Below are 16,197 nucleotides of genomic sequence, written 5' to 3'. Positions count from 1 at the left end.
TGAAGTTTATGGACATCGGAACAATTATAAAAAGCGTATTATTCGTCACGTATATGGCTTTGATTTGCAATTTATCTATAGGTAACTCGTTTGCCCAAAGCGTAGAGCAGTTGCAACAACTTAGAGAAAGGGCTCAACAGTCTCAAAGTAGTACAACGGCACAATCAGTTTCTCCTCTTAGTATATCAACGCAGCGTACCTTACCTGGTGCAACGAGTTCGGCGAGCGCGATGGGCCAGTTTTCAACACAACCAAGAAATGGCGTCAATCTTCCAGGTGAGCCTACAATTGATACCGTTTTTCCAGCGCAAGCGCCTATGGAAAACCCGCCCTTTGCTGCTAATTTATTTATCGGCGGCTTTGAATCAGAACGCAGTTCTGGTTTAAACGACAATTACTTAATTGCACCTGGAGATAAGATTTCTATTTGGCTTTGGGGCGCAGTAAACTTTTCTGATGTGGTTACGGTTGATAATCAAGGAAACATATTTATTCCGAATATTGGTCCAGTTCGCATAGCAAACACGCCGGCAGGTAGTGTAAATCAAACGGTGACCGCCAAAATCAGACAAGTCTACACAAACGACGTTAATGTATACGTGAACCTGCTGACATCGACACCAGTTTCGTTGTATGTTTCAGGTCCAGTTCTAAGACCAGGTCAGTATGCTGGCCTTGCGTCGGACAGCGTCCTGTATTACTTAAAACGTGCTGGAGGTATAGACTTTCAGCGGGGTAGTTTCAGACAAATAGATATTGTAAGAGACGGAAAAGTCGTCGCTTCAGCAGATTTATATGCATTTTTCAGAAATGGTAAGCTCCCTGAAATTTCATTCAAAGATGGAGATACCATTTTAGTGCATCCAATTGGCAACACTATCGTTGTTGAAACTGGCGCGCGCAATAGCTTTACCTTCGAGTTCTTAAACGAAGAACTAAACGGTGGTGTGGTTAACTACTTTGCACGTCCCGGCGAATTCGCTTCTCATGCCTCTGTTTCAGGTATACGCAGCAATAAGCAATTTGCACGATATTTAAGTGTTGAAGAATTCGCGTCTCTTGAACTTAGAGCTGGCGATACGGTTGAGTATATCGCCGACCACGAACCACAAATCTATCGTATCAATGTAGCAGGTGCCTTTGCAGGCGCTTCACAAATCATGGTTGATAAAGGCGCGCGACTTATCGATGTACTTGACCATATTGAAGCTGACACAACGCTTTCCGACACTCAGAACATTTACCTCCTAAGAGAAAGTGTCGCAATAAAACAGAAAGAGATTATTGAGGAAGGGTTACGACGTCTTGAACGCAGCATGTTCACCGCGCCCATAAGTTCGACAGGTGAAGGGGCTATTCGTGCTCAAGAAGCGCAGCTTGTTGCTGACTTTATCGCTCGTGCTCGCCAAGTTGAGCCTCAAGGACGAGTGGTAGTTTCAGAAAATGGTGAAATTGCAAATATTCTACTAGAGCCTAACGATACAATTGTAATTCCAGAGGTTACAGACTTGGTCCACGTGGGTGGAGAGGTGTTGCTTCCACAATCGGTGGTATTTAATCCCGACGCAACCACAGAGGACTATGTTGCATGGGCTGGCGGTTTTACCGAGCGTGCTGAAGATGAACGCATACTCATTGTTCGTAAAAACGGTAATGTTACCTTTACCAGTATTAACGATTCGTTTCTATCTAGCAATGACAGCAAGCTAGAGCCTGGTGATCAAATTATTGTTCTGCCAACAATAGACACCAAACTACTTCAGGCTGTTAAAGATATAACGCAAATCGTTTACCAGATTGCAATTGCAGCTAACGTAGCCACAAACTAGCATGGTAACGTTCAAAGACCAGCTTTACGCATGGAGAGGCGTGATTTTCGCGCTTTTCCTGCGTGAGCTTCAAAGTAAATTTAACGATAAGTTTGGACTAGGATGGGCATTTCTAGAGCCTTTCGCGTTTATATTTGCGCTATCGTATTTACGTGGGCTAATAAGTGGCGATGACATTCACTCTATTCCCCTCTTTTTGTTTATGATGATCGGAATGGTGGGCCTTCAGTCCCTCACTACGTGTTTACAGTCTGTATCAACCTCTGTCCGTCGGAATAAACCTCTTTACGCATTTAGGCAAGTGCAACCTATATCTGCAATTCTTACGGCCGGCTTTTTAGAATTTTCAGTTAAAGTCGTAGTAGTCGCTTTACTAAGCCTTGCGCTTTATTTGATGGGCGAAACATTTACTGTAAATGACCCTCTATTATTGATATGTCTTTTTCTCCTATTGTGGGTGTTTTCTATATCTATAGGGATGATTTTTGCGATTGCTGCCGCTTTCGTACCGGAAGTAGATAAAATAAAATCGATGTTAACCCGCCCATTGATGTTTATTTCATGCGTATTCTTTAGCTTGCAAGATTTGCCCGAAGAATATTGGCCTTATTTGACGTGGAATCCCTTAGTGCACTTTAACGAACTTGCTAGATATGCTTGTTTTGAGTCTTATGGTACTAAAGGGGTATCGCTTAATTTTGTAGTTGAAATCACTATCGCATTCCTATTCCTCAGCCTCTCGATGTACCACATTACTTGGAAAAAGGTACTATCTCGATGATAAAAATTGAGAATTTAACCAAGAGCTACCCCAGTAAAATGGGACCTCAATACATATTCAAAAACTTGAATTTTGATTTTCCTACCGAAAATAATGTTGCTATTTTAGGTAAGAATGGCGCGGGTAAATCAACACTTTTCAGAATGCTGGCTAAAAGTGAATATCCAGATAGAGGACGCGTTTTAACAAACAAGGCGATGTCTTGGCCCGTTGCGCTACAGACCGGCGTTCATCCTCAAATGACGGGGCGTGAAAACACCCGTTTCGTAGGAAGAATTAATAACGTTAAATCGCTTCCCGAATACGAAGAAAAAGTTCAGGAATTCGCAGAGTTGGGTAAACGCTTCGATCTTCCTGTCCGCACTTATTCTTCAGGCATGCGAGCTAAATTGGTCTTTGCCTGCTGCATGAATATCAATTTTGATATCTATCTTATTGATGAAGCCACATCGGTTGGTGATCCGCTATTTAGAAAAAAGGCACGTTTATCACTTAAAGAAAAAAGTGAGGAAGCGGGCGTAATCATGGTAAGCCATGAGCTTGATCAAATTCGGGAATTTTGTACATCTGCCGTTATCATTGACGACGGCAAACTCACTTATTATCACGATCTCGAAGAAGGCATCGACGTTTATACGCAGGATGCAGACAATAAGAAATCACTTAAATAGGTTCAAAACACAGTGGAAAAATCTCTTACACAGCTCAATGCCCTTCTCAGCAAGCACAAAACACTTATCCTTGTCCTGCCTTGGGTTCTGTATGCCTTTTATCTCGTTGTATGGGCAGCACCTCAATATGAAAGTAAAAGTCAGCTAATCGTAAAATCTAGCGATGGTGGCAGTAGTTTCGATCCGTCATCCCTTCTCATGGCAGCAGGTGTTTCAGGCGGCTCAGGTGGAGCTGAAAGCCAATTAGTCGAGGCCTATATTCAATCTGCAGATATGATTAAATATCTCGATGATGCTATAGGTCTTCGCGAGCACTATATGTCTGATAAAGCGGATATATTTAGCGGCCTTTCGTCTTCCCACAAGCAGGAAGATTTTTATCAATTCTATCTTGACCACATTGAAGTCAGTGTTGACTCAGCATCTGCTGTAATTAGCCTACGCACACGGGCGTTCGATGCTGAATACGCCAAAATAATTAACCAAGCTATCGTGGATAAAGCAGAAGAGTTTATCAACAACATTAATAATGACTTAGCTAAGTCAAAACTCGCTTTCGCTAAAGGTGAACACGAAATTGTTGAACAAAAACTACAGCAAGCCAAGACAGAAATTTTAAGTTTTCAATCCAAGTACAACGTACTCGACCCCTCAGCTGAGGGTGCAGCCTTCCAGCAAATTGCTTTTTCTCTCCAGGCAACCCTTGCACAGAAAAAAGCCGAGCTGAGTACAATGTCGACCATGATGTCTGATGCCGCACCAGAAATCATCAATATAAAGCGAGACATTGCTGCACTTCAAAAGGAAGTCGAAAAGCAGAAAGAGCGTATTAGTACGGCTGAAGGTGAAAGTGAGGCTTTATCTGTTAGCGAGCTAATGGCACGATACAGCAATCTTCAGGTTCAGCTACAGCTCGCGATTCAAGCGTACTCTTCATCGCTTATTACACTGGAGAACGCGCGCGTCGAGGCATACCAAAAGCTCCAACATTTGGTAACTGTAGAATCGCCTACCCTTCCAGATGATAACGCTTATCCAACGGTTATTTACAACCTCGTATTATTCGGTATATCTCTATTGCTTATTTACGGCATCATACGCATTGTCGTTGCCACAATCCGTGAGCTTTAGTGCTCCCACCTTTCTAGCAAACCAATAGTTCAATCGACTAAGTCGTTCAAGACTTAGTCGATTGACACTGCTTTAATGAAGTTTGTCGCCCAAATCTTGTGTCTTTAAGCAAGCTCTAGTATAAGAAGCTATCCGCCTTACGGACTACAATCAAAGAGCCTATTCTATAAGTGCTCTACAATAACAACCATAAGCAATATGGAATTAAAATATAATTATGAAACCATCTAACGATACTAGCTTTTTCGGCCATCCAGGGGGCCTAAGAACGCTATTCTTTACAGAAATGTGGGAGCGCATGAGTTATTACGGTATGCGCGCGCTACTTGTTCTTTTCATGACAGCAAGCCTACAAACCCAAGGCTTGGGTTTTACTGTTGCAACCGCAGGCGCTATCTACGGTCTATACACAGGTGCAGTATATTTTCTAGGTCTACCGGGTGGTTGGTTAGCTGACCGCTTAATTGGTGGTAAAAGCGCCGTGTGGTATGGCGGTATTATTATCTTCGCAGGTCACGTCGTACTCGCTATAGACTTACAAAACCTATTTTTTGTTGGCCTTATCCTTGTTGCTTCAGGTACAGGCTTACTTAAACCCAACATCTCGGCGATGGTTGGTCAGCAGTACGGTGACGACGATGGACGTCGCGACAGTGGATACGCCCTATACTACATGGGTATTAATATAGGTTCACTCATCGCTTATCTTGTCACCGGTTACTTACAAGAGAACTGGGGCTGGCACTATGCGTTTGGTGCTGCTGCTATTGGTATGGCTATTGGCTTAATTCAATATTATTTTAGCAATCGTTCGCTATCGGCTGACTCTGTTGCACCAGCAAACCCTTATCAAGGTGCAGCTAAGCAGCGCGCGTGGATGGGCGTATGGGCAGTTGTCGCAGTTGCGGTTGTTGTTATTGTGCTTGCTCACATGGGCACCATTGTTATCGAGCCAGTTGCGCTTGCTCAACAGGTCGCCGTTGTATTTACCGTGATTTTCTTCGCTTACTTTGGCTTGATATATTTCAAAGGTCAGTTGAGTGAGAACGAGAAGAAGCGCATGTGGGCGCTATTTTTAGTGTGCGTTGCATCAGCCTGTTTCTGGTCTGGTTTCGAGCAAGCTGGTTCATCTTTGAACCTATTCGCACAGAACTATACAGACCGCGTGCTTGAAAGCGGCTCGCTAATCACCTCTCTATTCGGAATGGACGCAATTCCAACGGTGTGGTTCCAACTATCGAACTCGCTATTTATTATCATCTTGTCGCCTTTCTTCGCGGCACTTTGGATTAATCTTGCTAAACGAATGATAGACCCGTCGTACACCATCAAATGTGCTATCGGTATCGTTATTATGGCATCGGGTTTCTTGGTGATGTTTATGGCGTCGCAATATGCTGCACAAGGTCTTAAAGTTGCGCCAATGTGGCTCGTTACTACTTACTTCCTTCATACGGTTGGTGAGCTTTGTTTAAGCCCAGTCGCACTAAGTGCTGTAAGTAAACTGTCGCCCAAGCGTTTTGCAGGTCAAATGATGGGGGTATTCGTACTGACTTACTCTATTGGTAACATTATTGCTGGTCTGTTGTCAGGTAACTTCGACCCTGAAAACGTAGAGCAAATGCCAGATCTGTATCTTCAAATTGCCCTATTTAGCATTGCTATCGCTATCGTGATTGGCTTAATGAGCTTTAAATCTCGTTTCTGGGAAAAAGCAGGTATTGAAGAAAAGGCGTAATTTGTTGCTCGCATGTTTTAAGTGCTGAACAATTACCCTACAATGACCGCCGCAACGTAACGTTCCGGCGGTTTTTTTATTTAAGGTTTTCGTATTAAAGGCTGTGAGTAAACCTATGAAGTTTTATTTTTCTACAAGAAACATTCCTGCCTTACAGGGTCTTCCACTTGCAGAGCGCGTAAAGTTGCTCGACCAAGCGGCAAAACGACTCTCTGTTCCAGAAAAAACGCTGCTCAATGTTCTTAAATTACTCGTTATTGTTCCTGTGTTTGTGCTAATTCTACAAACCGCATCAAATTGGACATCGTTACTTTGGGCTTTTGTGGTATTTTTAGTTTACCCATTGGTTATAAAACCTATTCAATATTCCATATGCGCAAAGTACATCGCGCAACCGTCTAGCAAGGAGAATGCATGAAAACCATCTTAGTCACTGGTGGTGCGGGCTATATAGGTAGCCACACGGTTTTACAGTTACTTGAACAAAATTACGGCGTAGTCGTGCTGGATAACTTAGCCAATTCAAGTGCTGAATCGCTTCGTCGCGTAGAAACGTTAACAGGCAAGTCAGTTACTTTTGTTCAAGGTGATATCCGCGACACCGCTGTGCTGGATGATATTTTCAGCGAACATAACATTTTTTCCGTCATTCATTTTGCAGGGTTAAAAGCCGTAGGCGAATCTGTGCAAAAGCCTCTTTCCTACTATGAAAACAACGTGTACGGCACGCTGACTCTTTGTAAAGCTATGCAAAAGCACAATGTAAAGAACATTGTTTTTAGCTCGTCTGCTACGGTTTACGGCGACCCAGCATCACTGCCGCTACGTGAAGACATGGCGACAGGGCAGCCAACTAACCCTTACGGTATGTCTAAGCTGATGGTAGAGCATATGCTGAGCGATCTTTATGTATCGGATAGCGACTGGAACATTGTATTGCTTCGCTATTTTAACCCGGTGGGCGCACATGAGTCTGGCCAAATCGGCGAAGATCCTAATGGTATTCCAAACAACTTGATGCCTTATATCTCTCAGGTAGCTACCGGTAAGCTAGAACAACTGAGCGTATTTGGTGATGACTACGATACCGTTGATGGTACAGGTGTACGCGATTATATCCACGTTGTCGATCTAGCCAACGGTCACTTAAAGGCACTAGATCGCTTGAACCTTAACATGGGCTTAGATAAATACAATCTAGGAACAGGTCAGGGTTATTCCGTTATCGAAATGATTAAGGCATTTGAAAAAGGCTCGGGAAAAACCGTACCTTATAAGATTGCACCGCGTAGAAATGGCGATGTTGCAGCCTGCTATGCTGACCCGACTAAAGCTGCTACAGAACTCAACTGGCATGCTGAAAAAGGTTTAGAAGACATGTGTGCAGACACGTGGAACTGGCAGTCTCAAAATCCGATGGGCTATCCAAAGGATTAATTAATACCAGTCCGCATAGATATTTACCCACTCAGAAGGTGCTACTAGGCATACTTCACATGCTATAAATAAAAATGCCATGCAAACACGCATGGCATTTTTGTATCGGGTGTTGTAGATAATAAACTGACGGAGCCTCAAATAATGGGGCTGTTACGCAGCCCGCTCTATCCATCAGAGGAATGTTTATTTACCGTCTTTCCCTTCGCGGTCCTTTCCCAGACGCTTAGATTTCTCGCGTTCTTCGCCCGACTTGTCTTTTAGTTCAGTAGATTCGTCAGTAATGTCGTCCATAGCTTCTTCATTCAACTGTTCTGCTGGTTCTTCATAGCCGTCAAAATCACTGCCTTCCAACATAGCCTCAAAGTCAGCAAAGTCATCTAGCTGCTCATCATCTATCGCTTTATCACCGCTTTTTCCATCGGTAACGCGAAACTCCAAGTTTTCAAAATAAGCATTCTTTACAAAAGCGTAATCATCTACAGACTGCTCTAGCTGCGCTTCTTGGTCTAGTAGCTGCGCTCTCGCTTCAAGAAGAGAAAAACCAATACGAGCTAAGTTAACAGAACCTTCAAGCAGAGACATTGGAAACGCAAAACCGTCCACATAATCACCGGTAAAACTGCGGGGATCACTAGGGCCTAAAAATGGAAGCATTAAGAAAGGCCCTGTATCTAAGCCCCATACTGCTAACGTTTCACCAAACTGCTCACGTTTGCGCTCTATACCAATTTTCGATGCGACATCGAAAGTACCAACTAAGCCCACTGTAGTGTTAATCAGGAAGCGGGCCAGGCTGTCTAAGCCATCATCTACTTTACCTTGAAAAATATTATTCAAAAAGTTAGCTGGCTCTTGTAGGTTATCTGTAATATTCACTAACCCTGTACGTGCAGGCTGAGGCATAACCGTTACATAAGTAACGGTTATAGGGCGTAAAATATACGCATCTAATACATCCCAGTTAAAATCCCAAATTTCACGGTTGACGGGTTCAAACGGGTCACGTGGGTCGGACGTATCTACTACCGCAGCATTCGTAGTCGTCCCTTGAGCTTGCTCTTGGGTATGGTTACTCGCACACCCCCCTAGAAAACTTGCAGCAATAATCAGCCCGATAGCGAGTGACTTGGACAAATCCATACTTATAATTCCTTCTCAATAATAATGCTCAGTGAAGAGAGTTCGTTAATGGTTACACTCGCATTCACACTACCCTGCCATTCTCCTTGCGAAACGGCCACATCACCGTCTTCAGATAGCCTCGCGGTCACTATCACATCAGACAGTGTTGCTAGCGTAAATTGTGGCATCATGGCGTTATCCGTTGTCAATGCTAAAGAAATAGGAAAGCTATTTATAGGCAACTTTACAACTGCTGCAGGCATTTTGTTGCCCGAATTAGCATCTTGAGCGAATACAATTAAGAAGCCTTCTCTAGGGGCATTTTCGCGAGCTTCTTCAGACAAGTTAACGGTAACATTAAAGCCTGTCTCTTCCCCGCTGGTTTTATCTTTGCCACTGCCAGCCGACGGTTGCGCAGTATTGTGTAACCCAACCACGTCGTTGGTGTTACCTTCCAGTTCTTGAATTCGAGCGACTAAGCGCTGTGCCATATCGCTATCTTTAGGTAACTTGCCTTCTACCTGTTTGTAAAAACGCCGGGTATTGTCAAGGTCACCAAGTTGAGCAGACACCACTGCCATCATAAGGGCAAGGTTATCATTCTGTGGGTTTTCGCTAAGCAGGCTCAATAAAATCGACTGCGCTCGCTCCAAATTGTTGACATCTCCGGTAGTCATTAACGCTTGAGCGAGAGTAATACGATTAGCAGAATTAGAAGGCGCTAACTTCACCGCTCTATCGATAGCTTCAATCGCCTGTACTTCTTGGCCCATACTCAGCATTAACCTGCCAAAATACATCCAGCCAGTGTCGTCTGAGGGCTCTTCCCGCAGTCGCTGACGTATCGCAAGTGCAAGGCTTGCAATATCTTGCTGCGTTAAGCTGTTAGCGTTGCCGTTTGCCAACTGCTGGCTCAGCTCTGGTAATGTTTCAATAGCCTTGTTCGCTCTAACCACGCCTTCCATTTGATTGACCTGCGAATAAACAATCACGCCACAGGCGATGGCTAGTACGCCACCTAACGCCAGAGGTAAGATTGCGTTGCCTGTCTTGTGCGATTGAAACGCGCTTTCATCAACCAAAGCCAATTTCAGTTCATCAACTGCTTGGCGCTTATCATGCTCGCTGATAAGCCCTTCGGTTACTTCCCTATCTAGCTCTGCTAAACGCTGCTTAACAATTTGCGTATTGGTTAAACTGTCTTGCTTTGCGTGGTTTTTGTTACGTAACCAAGGAAAAGCAATAATTAAAAGAACAAGCGTGATTAAGCCTGAAACAATAATATAAAACTCAGACCAACTCATTCTTTCTCTCGCTCCAACATTTCATCTGCTTTGGCTAGCTTCGCGGCCATATCTTCTGGTGGCGCTACCGATTTGCGCCTTACGACGACTAGTAAGGCAATAAAAATAAATAATACCGGGCCTGCCCAAAGCCACAGTGTAGCTGCCGTGACTGGCGGTTGGTAATGAACAAAATTACCATAGCGAGATTTCATAAAATCAATGATTTCTTGTTCCGTTTTGCCCTGCTTTAATAGCGCGTAGACTTTTCGACGCATATCATGAGCTATCATGGCATCACTATCGGCAATATTTTGATTTTGACACATGGGGCAGCGCAGCTCAGCAGTAAGCGTTAAGAAGCTCTCGCGCTGTGCTGGTGTGTCGAATAAAAACTTATCTTCAGCCGCGTTAGCTGGAAAGCTGCTTAATATAACCATGAGGACCAAAATGTTAAGCACAACGGTTTTAAAGCGCGCTTTGTTAACAGCACTTTTCTTATTACCCTCAATAGCAGTAATGGAGTTGTGCAGCACATTCCTGCAATGCATCACATCTGTCGCAAGCATTATTACTCGCCCTCCTGCGCATTTATGTTACTGCTCATCACCGCTTCAACATCTACCTTTCGTTCTTTAACGTCATTTCCAGATGCTTCTGCCACAAGTTTTTTATAAAGCGGTCCTACCTTCGAATTCCAAACACGTTCGTTAATATCACCTATGTGATGCATGCGAATGATGCCCTCAGCGTCTATAACAAAATGCTCGGGTGCCCCGGTCACTCCAAGATCAAGCGACGTATCACGGTACACATCGAAAATATTATAGGCGTAAGGGTTACCATAGCGACTGAGCATGTCTGTTACTTCTTGTTGCACCCTGCTTAGTGTTTTTGTACCAAAGTCAGGGTCTAAGTCCTGATCGAAATACAAACCCACTATGTGAACGTTTTGCTCGTTTTTAAGCTGAGTAAGGTAAGGCATTTCAACAGCACATGTGACACACCATACCCCCCAGACGTTTAATATGGTTACCTTTCCTTTTAAATCATCAGGAGTATAAGTTACATCGGGCTGCATTAAATCTGGAAGTGAAAATGCTGGCAGAGTTTTGTCCTGAACCTGGGAGTCTAATTCACGCGGGTCTGAAAAAAGCCCTTTAAACAGAAATATAACTAATAAAGAAAACAGCACTAACGGAATGGCAACAAGTGGCGCTTTTTTCATTATGCGTTTCCTTTTACTGATGTATTTGATGTAGCCGATACTTGACCGTGAGATTGCACTGCGTCGTTTTTATCTTTACTACCAAATACCCGTTTTATTTTTTTCACTTTCGCCATACGGTAGCGCTTGTCGCTTATAGAAAAGATGCCGCCTATGGCCATAACTACTGCGCCAGCCCAAAGCCAAACAACAAAGGGCTTAATATAAATACGGATAGCCCAAGCGCCATTATCTAGAGGTTCACCCATCGCAATAAACAAGTCTCTAGCAAGGTTGGAGTGAATAGCCGCTTCTGTCATTGGCATGCGCTGCACGATATACAAACGCTTTTCAGGCTCTAGGTGCGCTATCAATGCTCCGTTTTTATAAATATCGAAAACGCCTTTGTCCGCTTCAAAGTTCGGACCTTGAACCTTGCGCACATCTCTAAAGCTAAAGTCATAGCCTCCAAGGGTCACGGTATCGCCGATATTCATGCGAATATCTCGTTCCATTTCATAATTCGACACAAGCGTAATACCGATAATGCAAATAGCAAAACCAACATGACCTAGCACCATGCCCCAATGACTTGGAGTAAGCTTACGAAGCTTCGCCATAACCGATGCTTTTTCTGTGCTACCTGGGGGCATCGCCGATAAACGCTGCATCACTTCTTGTACTGTCGTGACCAATATCCAAAACACCAACACCATGCCAAGCATACCCATATAGCTGGGTTCGTCGTAGGCAAAGTTAACAAGTACACCGGCGCTAAGCGCAATACCACCTGCAACCAGAAGTTGTTTTTGCAATTCGCTGGCCTTTTGCTGTTTCCAGCGCGTTAACGGACCCAGTCCCAACATCAATACAAACGGCACTATCAATAACGTAAACATTTGATTGAAAAAAGGTGCACCTACCGAAATACTCCCCAAGCCAAGTTCTTTGTGAACGAGCGGCAATAGCGTACCCAACAAGACAACTAACGTCGCGGCGCACAAGAAGACATTATTGCCCATCAGCAATACTTCTCGCGAGAACGCTTGGTAGCGGCCAGGGCTTTTTAGCGATGACGCGCGCATGGCGTAAAGCAACAGCCCAAAGCCACTAAGCGCAATGAGTATGCCCAAAATGAAAAGACCACGGGTCGGATCGCTTGCGAATGAATGTACCGACACAATTACGCCAGAGCGCACTAGAAAAGTACCCAACAAACTCAAACTAAATGCAGCAATAGCCAGAAGTACCGTCCACGACTTAAACGCTTTTCGCTTTTCAGTTACCGCCAATGAGTGCATTAGGGCCGTGCCAACCAGCCATGGCATAAAGGACGCGTTTTCTACTGGATCCCAAAACCACCAGCCGCCCCAGCCAAGCTCGTAGTACGCCCACCAGCTGCCAAGTGCAATCCCTACGGTTAAAAACGCCCAGGCTGAGATAACCCAAGGCCTTGACCAGCGTGCCCATGTCGAATCTAGTTGCCCTGAAATTAATGCTGATATCGCAAAAGCAAACGCTACTGCAAACCCCACATAGCCCATATAGAGCATAGGCGGATGAATGATCATTCCAAAGTCTTGTAACAACGGATTGAGATCTCGCCCGTCGACTGGGAAAAACGGTAGCATGCTGTCAAAAGGGTTTGAGGTGAGAAGCATGAAAAGGTAGAAACCAATGCCCACCATGCCAAGCACAGACAACACTCTCGCGACCATAGCAAGAGGAATACCCTTGCTGAATATCGCCACTGCTACTGTCCAAATTGAAAGCATCAGTACCCATAGCAGAAAAGAGCCCTCGTGGCCGCCCCATACTGCTGTAATTTTATAATAGATGGGAAGCCGACTATTTGAGTGCTGCGCCACATAAGCCACACTGAAGTCGTCAGTAACGAAGGCATAGGTCAAGCATACATAGGCGATGAGCGTAAACAAAAATAGCCCAATTGCCAATGGCTTTGCTGTTGCCATCAGCGTCTCATGCTGACGATGCGCCCCCCATAGAGGGTACACGGCTAATAAAATAGATAAAACTAACGCAAGGGTTAGCGCAATATTTCCAATTTCAGGGACCATGATTATTTGCCCCCAGCGCTACTTGGCGTCTCGTAGCTTGGCATATTTTCAGGTTTTACGTGTTTAATTCCTTTCATTTTTTCAGCAAGCTCTGGTGGCATATACTCTTCATCATGTTTCGCCAGCACTTCCTGCGCTTTAATCGCGCCTGCGTCTGTAAGTATGCCTGTAGCAACTATGCCCTGACCTTCTCGAAATAAATCAGGAAGAATGCCGTTATAGGTTACCGTTACTTTTGGACCTGTATCGACTAGATCAAAACTCACTGCTAAGCTTTCTTGATCCCGTCTTACACTACCAGGCACCACCATCCCACCTATCCGAAGGCGCTGGCCAACCTGGGGCTTCTGTCCATTTTTGCCTTCAATGATTTCACTAGGCGTATAAAAAAGGTCAATACTGTCGTTTAGGGCGTAAAGCATTAGTCCAATTGCGCTTACTATTAAAAAACCGATAATTCCCACTACGGCTAGTCGCTGCTTTCGTCTCGGGTTCATGCAACTCTCACTTCGAAAAAACTAATAAACAATAAAAACGCAAGTTAAGGCTATGTACACTTATCTTGTTAATACTAAGTACTGGCTTGCTGTTGTTTTCGCGCTCTTTTTATGCGCGCTTTACGCTCTTGCTCCACCACAACCTGCTTTAGGAGGTTTTGGTGTTTAATAAAACTCTGAATAGCAATAATGCCCATGGCCACAAAAGTAACGCCAAACGACAGCCATACGTAAAACGCATAGCCCCCCATATTGATAAAAGCGGCAAACGAGTCAAACTGCATACTAATTGCCCTCCGTCATATTTTGGTTGGCTGCTCTTTTTTGCTGTGTATTGGCTAGCTGCTGTTTAGCAAGCGTTTGTACCCAAGGCCTGTGCATTTCCCGTAATACTATTTCATTGCGAAGGCGCACTGTGGTCACCGCACCAATAAAAAAAGCAAAACCTAAAAGGTTAATTAACAACGGCCACAGCATCTCTGGCGCAATTGACGGGTTGTCGAATTTACTAATGGTGGCTCCTTGATGCAATGTGTTCCACCATTCCACTGAATAATGAATAATAGGGATGTTTACCACACCTACAAGTGCCATCACGCCTGCGGCTTTACCTGCTTGTTGCTTATCTTCAAATGCGCCATAAAGGGCAATAACCCCCATGTACAAAAACAATAAAATAAGCTCCGAGGTAAGACGTGCATCCCACACCCACCAAGCGCCCCACATGGGCTTACCCCAAGCTGCACCGGTAAAGAGCGCTATAAATGTCATTACTGCGCCAATTGGGGCCATGGCAATCATACTCATATAGGCAGTGCGCCACTGCCACACCATACCTACTAGGGCTGCTATCGCCATAGCAACATAGGTCCCCATCGACAAGATAGCGCTAGGCACATGAATATAGATGATTCGAAATGAATCTCCTTGTTGATAATCTTGAGGCGCGAATGCTAGCCCCCAAACGGTGCCTATGCTCAAACAAAGTAATGCACCAGCCCAAAACCAAGGCTGTAATGTTAAACAAAGCTGATATGCTCGCTCTGTTTTAGCGTAAGGGTGTAACCACTTCCACATTAGTTTTGACTCACTTTTAAAGAATACGCTATGGCAAACGGCGCTAATGCTGTGGCCAGTAAAAGCATGGCGGCGATAATAGCAAGTTGCGCGTGATAAGGTAATTGCAGTGCGGCAGAATCCACAGCCGACGTGGCAAATATCAGTAACGGAATAAAGACAGGGATGAGTAGCAACGCCAACAGTACTCCGCCTTTTTGTAATCCTACGGTTAGCCCTACAGCGATGGCGCCAATTAAGGAAAGCAATGGTGTACCCAGCAACAAAGTTAGAACAAGCGCGACATACATATCGACTGTTAAATTTAAAAACATGGCTAGCAGCGGCGACAACAGCAATAGAGGAACAAAACTAACCAGCCAATGAGCAGCGACTTTTACCGCGCTCACGGCAGGTAATGCCATACCCGAGAGTATGTATTGCTCTAGCGAACCATCCTGAAAGTCATCCCGAAATAGCCTTTCCATCGCCATGAGAGAAGACAAAATTGCAGCAATCCAAATCACTCCAGGCCCAATGCGCTGGAGGGTATCAGGAGACGGGCTCACTCCTAAAGGAAACAATGTTACCACCATGAGTAAGAACATCAGTGGCTGCACCAATTCTGCTTTTTGCTTAAACGCAATTTGCATGTCACGTTTAAAGATTCCGTGATAGAGCGACATCAGAACCGGTACTCCAAATCAAATACACGGTGTTTACCCGCGGTTTCAGATAATGGCTGATGAGAAGTAGTAACAATGAGGCCGCCCTTGGCGACATGATCTTTCATACTTGATTCAAGCATGTGGATCCCTTTTACATCTAGGGCAGTAAAAGGCTCATCGAGTATCCAAACCTTGGCAGGCTTTAACCACAATCGTGAAAGCGCTACGCGACGCTGTTGCCCTGCAGAGAGATATCGAACTGGAACATCTTCAAGTCCAACTAGACCTACTTTCTCCAACACGTCGTAAAGCGCATTAACGTCCACAGACACCTTGTGCTGCGCTAACCAAAAAGACAAATTATCTAAAGCTGAAAGGCTTCCGTTAGTGCCGCTTTTATGACCAAGATAAAAAAGCGCTTGGTAGTAGCCTGATTTATCTTTTGATATGTCTATTCCATTATATAAAACGGTACCTAGTTCAGGTTCACTTAGCGCTGTTAGAATACGAAGTAAGCTAGTCTTTCCAGCACCATTAGGGCCACGCAGATACAGTAGTTCGCCAGCATTTATCACTAGCGAAAGCCCTTCAAATAGGGTTCTGTCTCGTTTGCTGCACGTTAAGCCGCACGCCTCTAACACTGCCTAGCTACTCCCGACCAAAAAATAGGTTCTGAAAAATGGCGCTAGTCTACCA

The 16,197-nt window shown here is 44.5% G+C and carries 17 protein-coding genes; 7 read left to right on the top strand and 10 right to left on the bottom strand.

The features are described 5' to 3' along the window. Positions 1–53 precede the first annotated feature (53 nt). From ACM0P2_RS04675 to galE, 7 genes are all read left to right on the top strand, one after another. A complete protein-coding gene (locus tag ACM0P2_RS04675; RefSeq protein ID WP_373996011.1) occupies positions 54–1,829 on the top strand; it encodes a polysaccharide biosynthesis/export family protein in 1,776 nt (591 codons plus the stop codon). Position 1,830: 1 nt separating this feature from the next. Next, positions 1,831–2,610, top strand: coding sequence for an ABC transporter permease (locus ACM0P2_RS04670; protein ID WP_105932305.1), 780 nt, complete (start codon positions 1,831–1,833; stop codon positions 2,608–2,610). Then, a complete protein-coding gene (locus ACM0P2_RS04665; RefSeq protein ID WP_105932306.1) occupies positions 2,607–3,281 on the top strand; it encodes an ABC transporter ATP-binding protein in 675 nt (224 codons plus the stop codon). Before ACM0P2_RS04670 ends, ACM0P2_RS04665 begins: the two co-directional genes overlap by 4 nt. A 12-nt stretch (positions 3,282–3,293) precedes the next feature. Next, positions 3,294–4,412, top strand: coding sequence for a capsule biosynthesis protein (locus tag ACM0P2_RS04660; RefSeq protein WP_159118531.1), 1,119 nt, complete (start codon positions 3,294–3,296; stop codon positions 4,410–4,412). Positions 4,413–4,629: 217 nt separating this feature from the next. Then, complete coding sequence (locus ACM0P2_RS04655; RefSeq protein WP_120960556.1) at positions 4,630–6,150, top strand: peptide MFS transporter; 1,521 nt, start codon at positions 4,630–4,632, stop codon at positions 6,148–6,150. 115 nt (positions 6,151–6,265) lie between these two features. Then, the gene (locus ACM0P2_RS04650) at positions 6,266–6,568 is read left to right on the top strand and encodes a DUF6170 family protein (RefSeq protein WP_159118530.1); all 303 of its coding nucleotides are present in this window, start codon (positions 6,266–6,268) and stop codon (positions 6,566–6,568) included. After that, positions 6,565–7,587, top strand: a complete 1,023-nt coding sequence (gene galE, locus ACM0P2_RS04645) for a UDP-glucose 4-epimerase GalE (RefSeq protein ID WP_173359644.1) — start codon at positions 6,565–6,567, stop codon at positions 7,585–7,587. The genes ACM0P2_RS04650 and galE overlap by 4 nt, the downstream gene beginning before the upstream one ends. Before the next feature lie 186 nt (positions 7,588–7,773). Here the strand turns inward: galE and ACM0P2_RS04640 are convergent, their stop codons facing one another. The 10 genes from ACM0P2_RS04640 to ccmA form a co-directional block, all read right to left on the bottom strand. Then, positions 7,774–8,730: a VacJ family lipoprotein gene (locus ACM0P2_RS04640; RefSeq protein ID WP_173359643.1), complete on the bottom strand. Its 957-nt coding sequence runs from the start codon at positions 8,728–8,730 to the stop codon at positions 7,774–7,776. Between the two features lie 2 nt (positions 8,731–8,732). Continuing rightward, positions 8,733–10,016: a c-type cytochrome biogenesis protein CcmI gene (gene ccmI / locus ACM0P2_RS04635; RefSeq protein WP_159118527.1), complete on the bottom strand. Its 1,284-nt coding sequence runs from the start codon at positions 10,014–10,016 to the stop codon at positions 8,733–8,735. After that, positions 10,013–10,435, bottom strand: a complete 423-nt coding sequence (locus ACM0P2_RS04630; RefSeq protein ID WP_236547106.1) for a cytochrome c-type biogenesis protein — start codon at positions 10,433–10,435, stop codon at positions 10,013–10,015. The genes ccmI and ACM0P2_RS04630 overlap by 4 nt, the downstream gene beginning before the upstream one ends. 131 nt (positions 10,436–10,566) lie before the next feature. After that, complete coding sequence (locus ACM0P2_RS04625; protein WP_159118526.1) at positions 10,567–11,223, bottom strand: redoxin family protein; 657 nt, start codon at positions 11,221–11,223, stop codon at positions 10,567–10,569. Continuing rightward, positions 11,223–13,280 (bottom strand): heme lyase CcmF/NrfE family subunit, encoded by a 2,058-nt coding sequence (locus tag ACM0P2_RS04620; protein WP_159118525.1) that lies wholly within the window; start codon positions 13,278–13,280, stop codon positions 11,223–11,225. The genes ACM0P2_RS04625 and ACM0P2_RS04620 overlap by 1 nt, the downstream gene beginning before the upstream one ends. A 2-nt stretch (positions 13,281–13,282) precedes the next feature. Then, positions 13,283–13,777: a cytochrome c maturation protein CcmE gene (gene ccmE, locus ACM0P2_RS04615; protein WP_159118524.1), complete on the bottom strand. Its 495-nt coding sequence runs from the start codon at positions 13,775–13,777 to the stop codon at positions 13,283–13,285. Between the two features lie 74 nt (positions 13,778–13,851). Next, positions 13,852–14,061, bottom strand: a complete 210-nt coding sequence (gene ccmD, locus ACM0P2_RS04610) for a heme exporter protein CcmD (protein WP_159118523.1) — start codon at positions 14,059–14,061, stop codon at positions 13,852–13,854. Position 14,062: 1 nt separating this feature from the next. Beyond that, on the bottom strand, positions 14,063–14,854 hold the full coding sequence (locus ACM0P2_RS04605; RefSeq protein ID WP_120960568.1) for a heme ABC transporter permease: 792 nt from the start codon (positions 14,852–14,854) through the stop codon (positions 14,063–14,065). Further along, positions 14,854–15,519: a heme exporter protein CcmB gene (gene ccmB, locus ACM0P2_RS04600; protein ID WP_105932318.1), complete on the bottom strand. Its 666-nt coding sequence runs from the start codon at positions 15,517–15,519 to the stop codon at positions 14,854–14,856. The genes ACM0P2_RS04605 and ccmB overlap by 1 nt, the downstream gene beginning before the upstream one ends. Next, positions 15,519–16,142: a cytochrome c biogenesis heme-transporting ATPase CcmA gene (gene ccmA, locus ACM0P2_RS04595; protein WP_159118522.1), complete on the bottom strand. Its 624-nt coding sequence runs from the start codon at positions 16,140–16,142 to the stop codon at positions 15,519–15,521. Before ccmA ends, ccmB begins: the two co-directional genes overlap by 1 nt. Positions 16,143–16,197 lie beyond the last annotated feature (55 nt).

The sequence above is a fragment of the Alteromonas sp. OM2203 genome (genome assembly GCF_048517045.1).
In the GTDB taxonomy this organism is placed as follows: domain Bacteria; phylum Pseudomonadota; class Gammaproteobacteria; order Enterobacterales; family Alteromonadaceae; genus Alteromonas; species Alteromonas gracilis.
This window is presented reverse-complemented; position numbering and strand designations above follow the sequence as displayed.

Bases quoted from the DNA above. Each gene is read 5' to 3' on its own strand.
- ACM0P2_RS04675 (WP_373996011.1), top strand. From the start codon at position 54: ATGGCTTTGATTTGCAATTTATCTATAGGTAACTCGTTTGCCCAAAGC.
- ACM0P2_RS04670 (WP_105932305.1), top strand. From the start codon at position 1,831: ATGGTAACGTTCAAAGACCAGCTTTACGCATGGAGAGGCGTGATTTTC.
- ACM0P2_RS04665 (WP_105932306.1), top strand. From the start codon at position 2,607: ATGATAAAAATTGAGAATTTAACCAAGAGCTACCCCAGTAAAATGGGA.
- ACM0P2_RS04655 (WP_120960556.1), top strand. From the start codon at position 4,630: ATGAAACCATCTAACGATACTAGCTTTTTCGGCCATCCAGGGGGCCTA.
- ACM0P2_RS04650 (WP_159118530.1), top strand. From the start codon at position 6,266: ATGAAGTTTTATTTTTCTACAAGAAACATTCCTGCCTTACAGGGTCTT.
- galE (WP_173359644.1), top strand. From the start codon at position 6,565: ATGAAAACCATCTTAGTCACTGGTGGTGCGGGCTATATAGGTAGCCAC.
- ACM0P2_RS04640 (WP_173359643.1), bottom strand. From the start codon at position 8,730: ATGGATTTGTCCAAGTCACTCGCTATCGGGCTGATTATTGCTGCAAGT.
- ccmI (WP_159118527.1), bottom strand. From the start codon at position 10,016: ATGAGTTGGTCTGAGTTTTATATTATTGTTTCAGGCTTAATCACGCTT.
- ACM0P2_RS04630 (WP_236547106.1), bottom strand. From the start codon at position 10,435: ATGGTTATATTAAGCAGCTTTCCAGCTAACGCGGCTGAAGATAAGTTT.
- ACM0P2_RS04625 (WP_159118526.1), bottom strand. From the start codon at position 11,223: ATGAAAAAAGCGCCACTTGTTGCCATTCCGTTAGTGCTGTTTTCTTTA.
- ACM0P2_RS04620 (WP_159118525.1), bottom strand. From the start codon at position 13,280: ATGGTCCCTGAAATTGGAAATATTGCGCTAACCCTTGCGTTAGTTTTA.
- ccmE (WP_159118524.1), bottom strand. From the start codon at position 13,777: ATGAACCCGAGACGAAAGCAGCGACTAGCCGTAGTGGGAATTATCGGT.
- ccmD (WP_159118523.1), bottom strand. From the start codon at position 14,061: ATGCAGTTTGACTCGTTTGCCGCTTTTATCAATATGGGGGGCTATGCG.
- ACM0P2_RS04605 (WP_120960568.1), bottom strand. From the start codon at position 14,854: ATGTGGAAGTGGTTACACCCTTACGCTAAAACAGAGCGAGCATATCAG.
- ccmB (WP_105932318.1), bottom strand. From the start codon at position 15,519: ATGTCGCTCTATCACGGAATCTTTAAACGTGACATGCAAATTGCGTTT.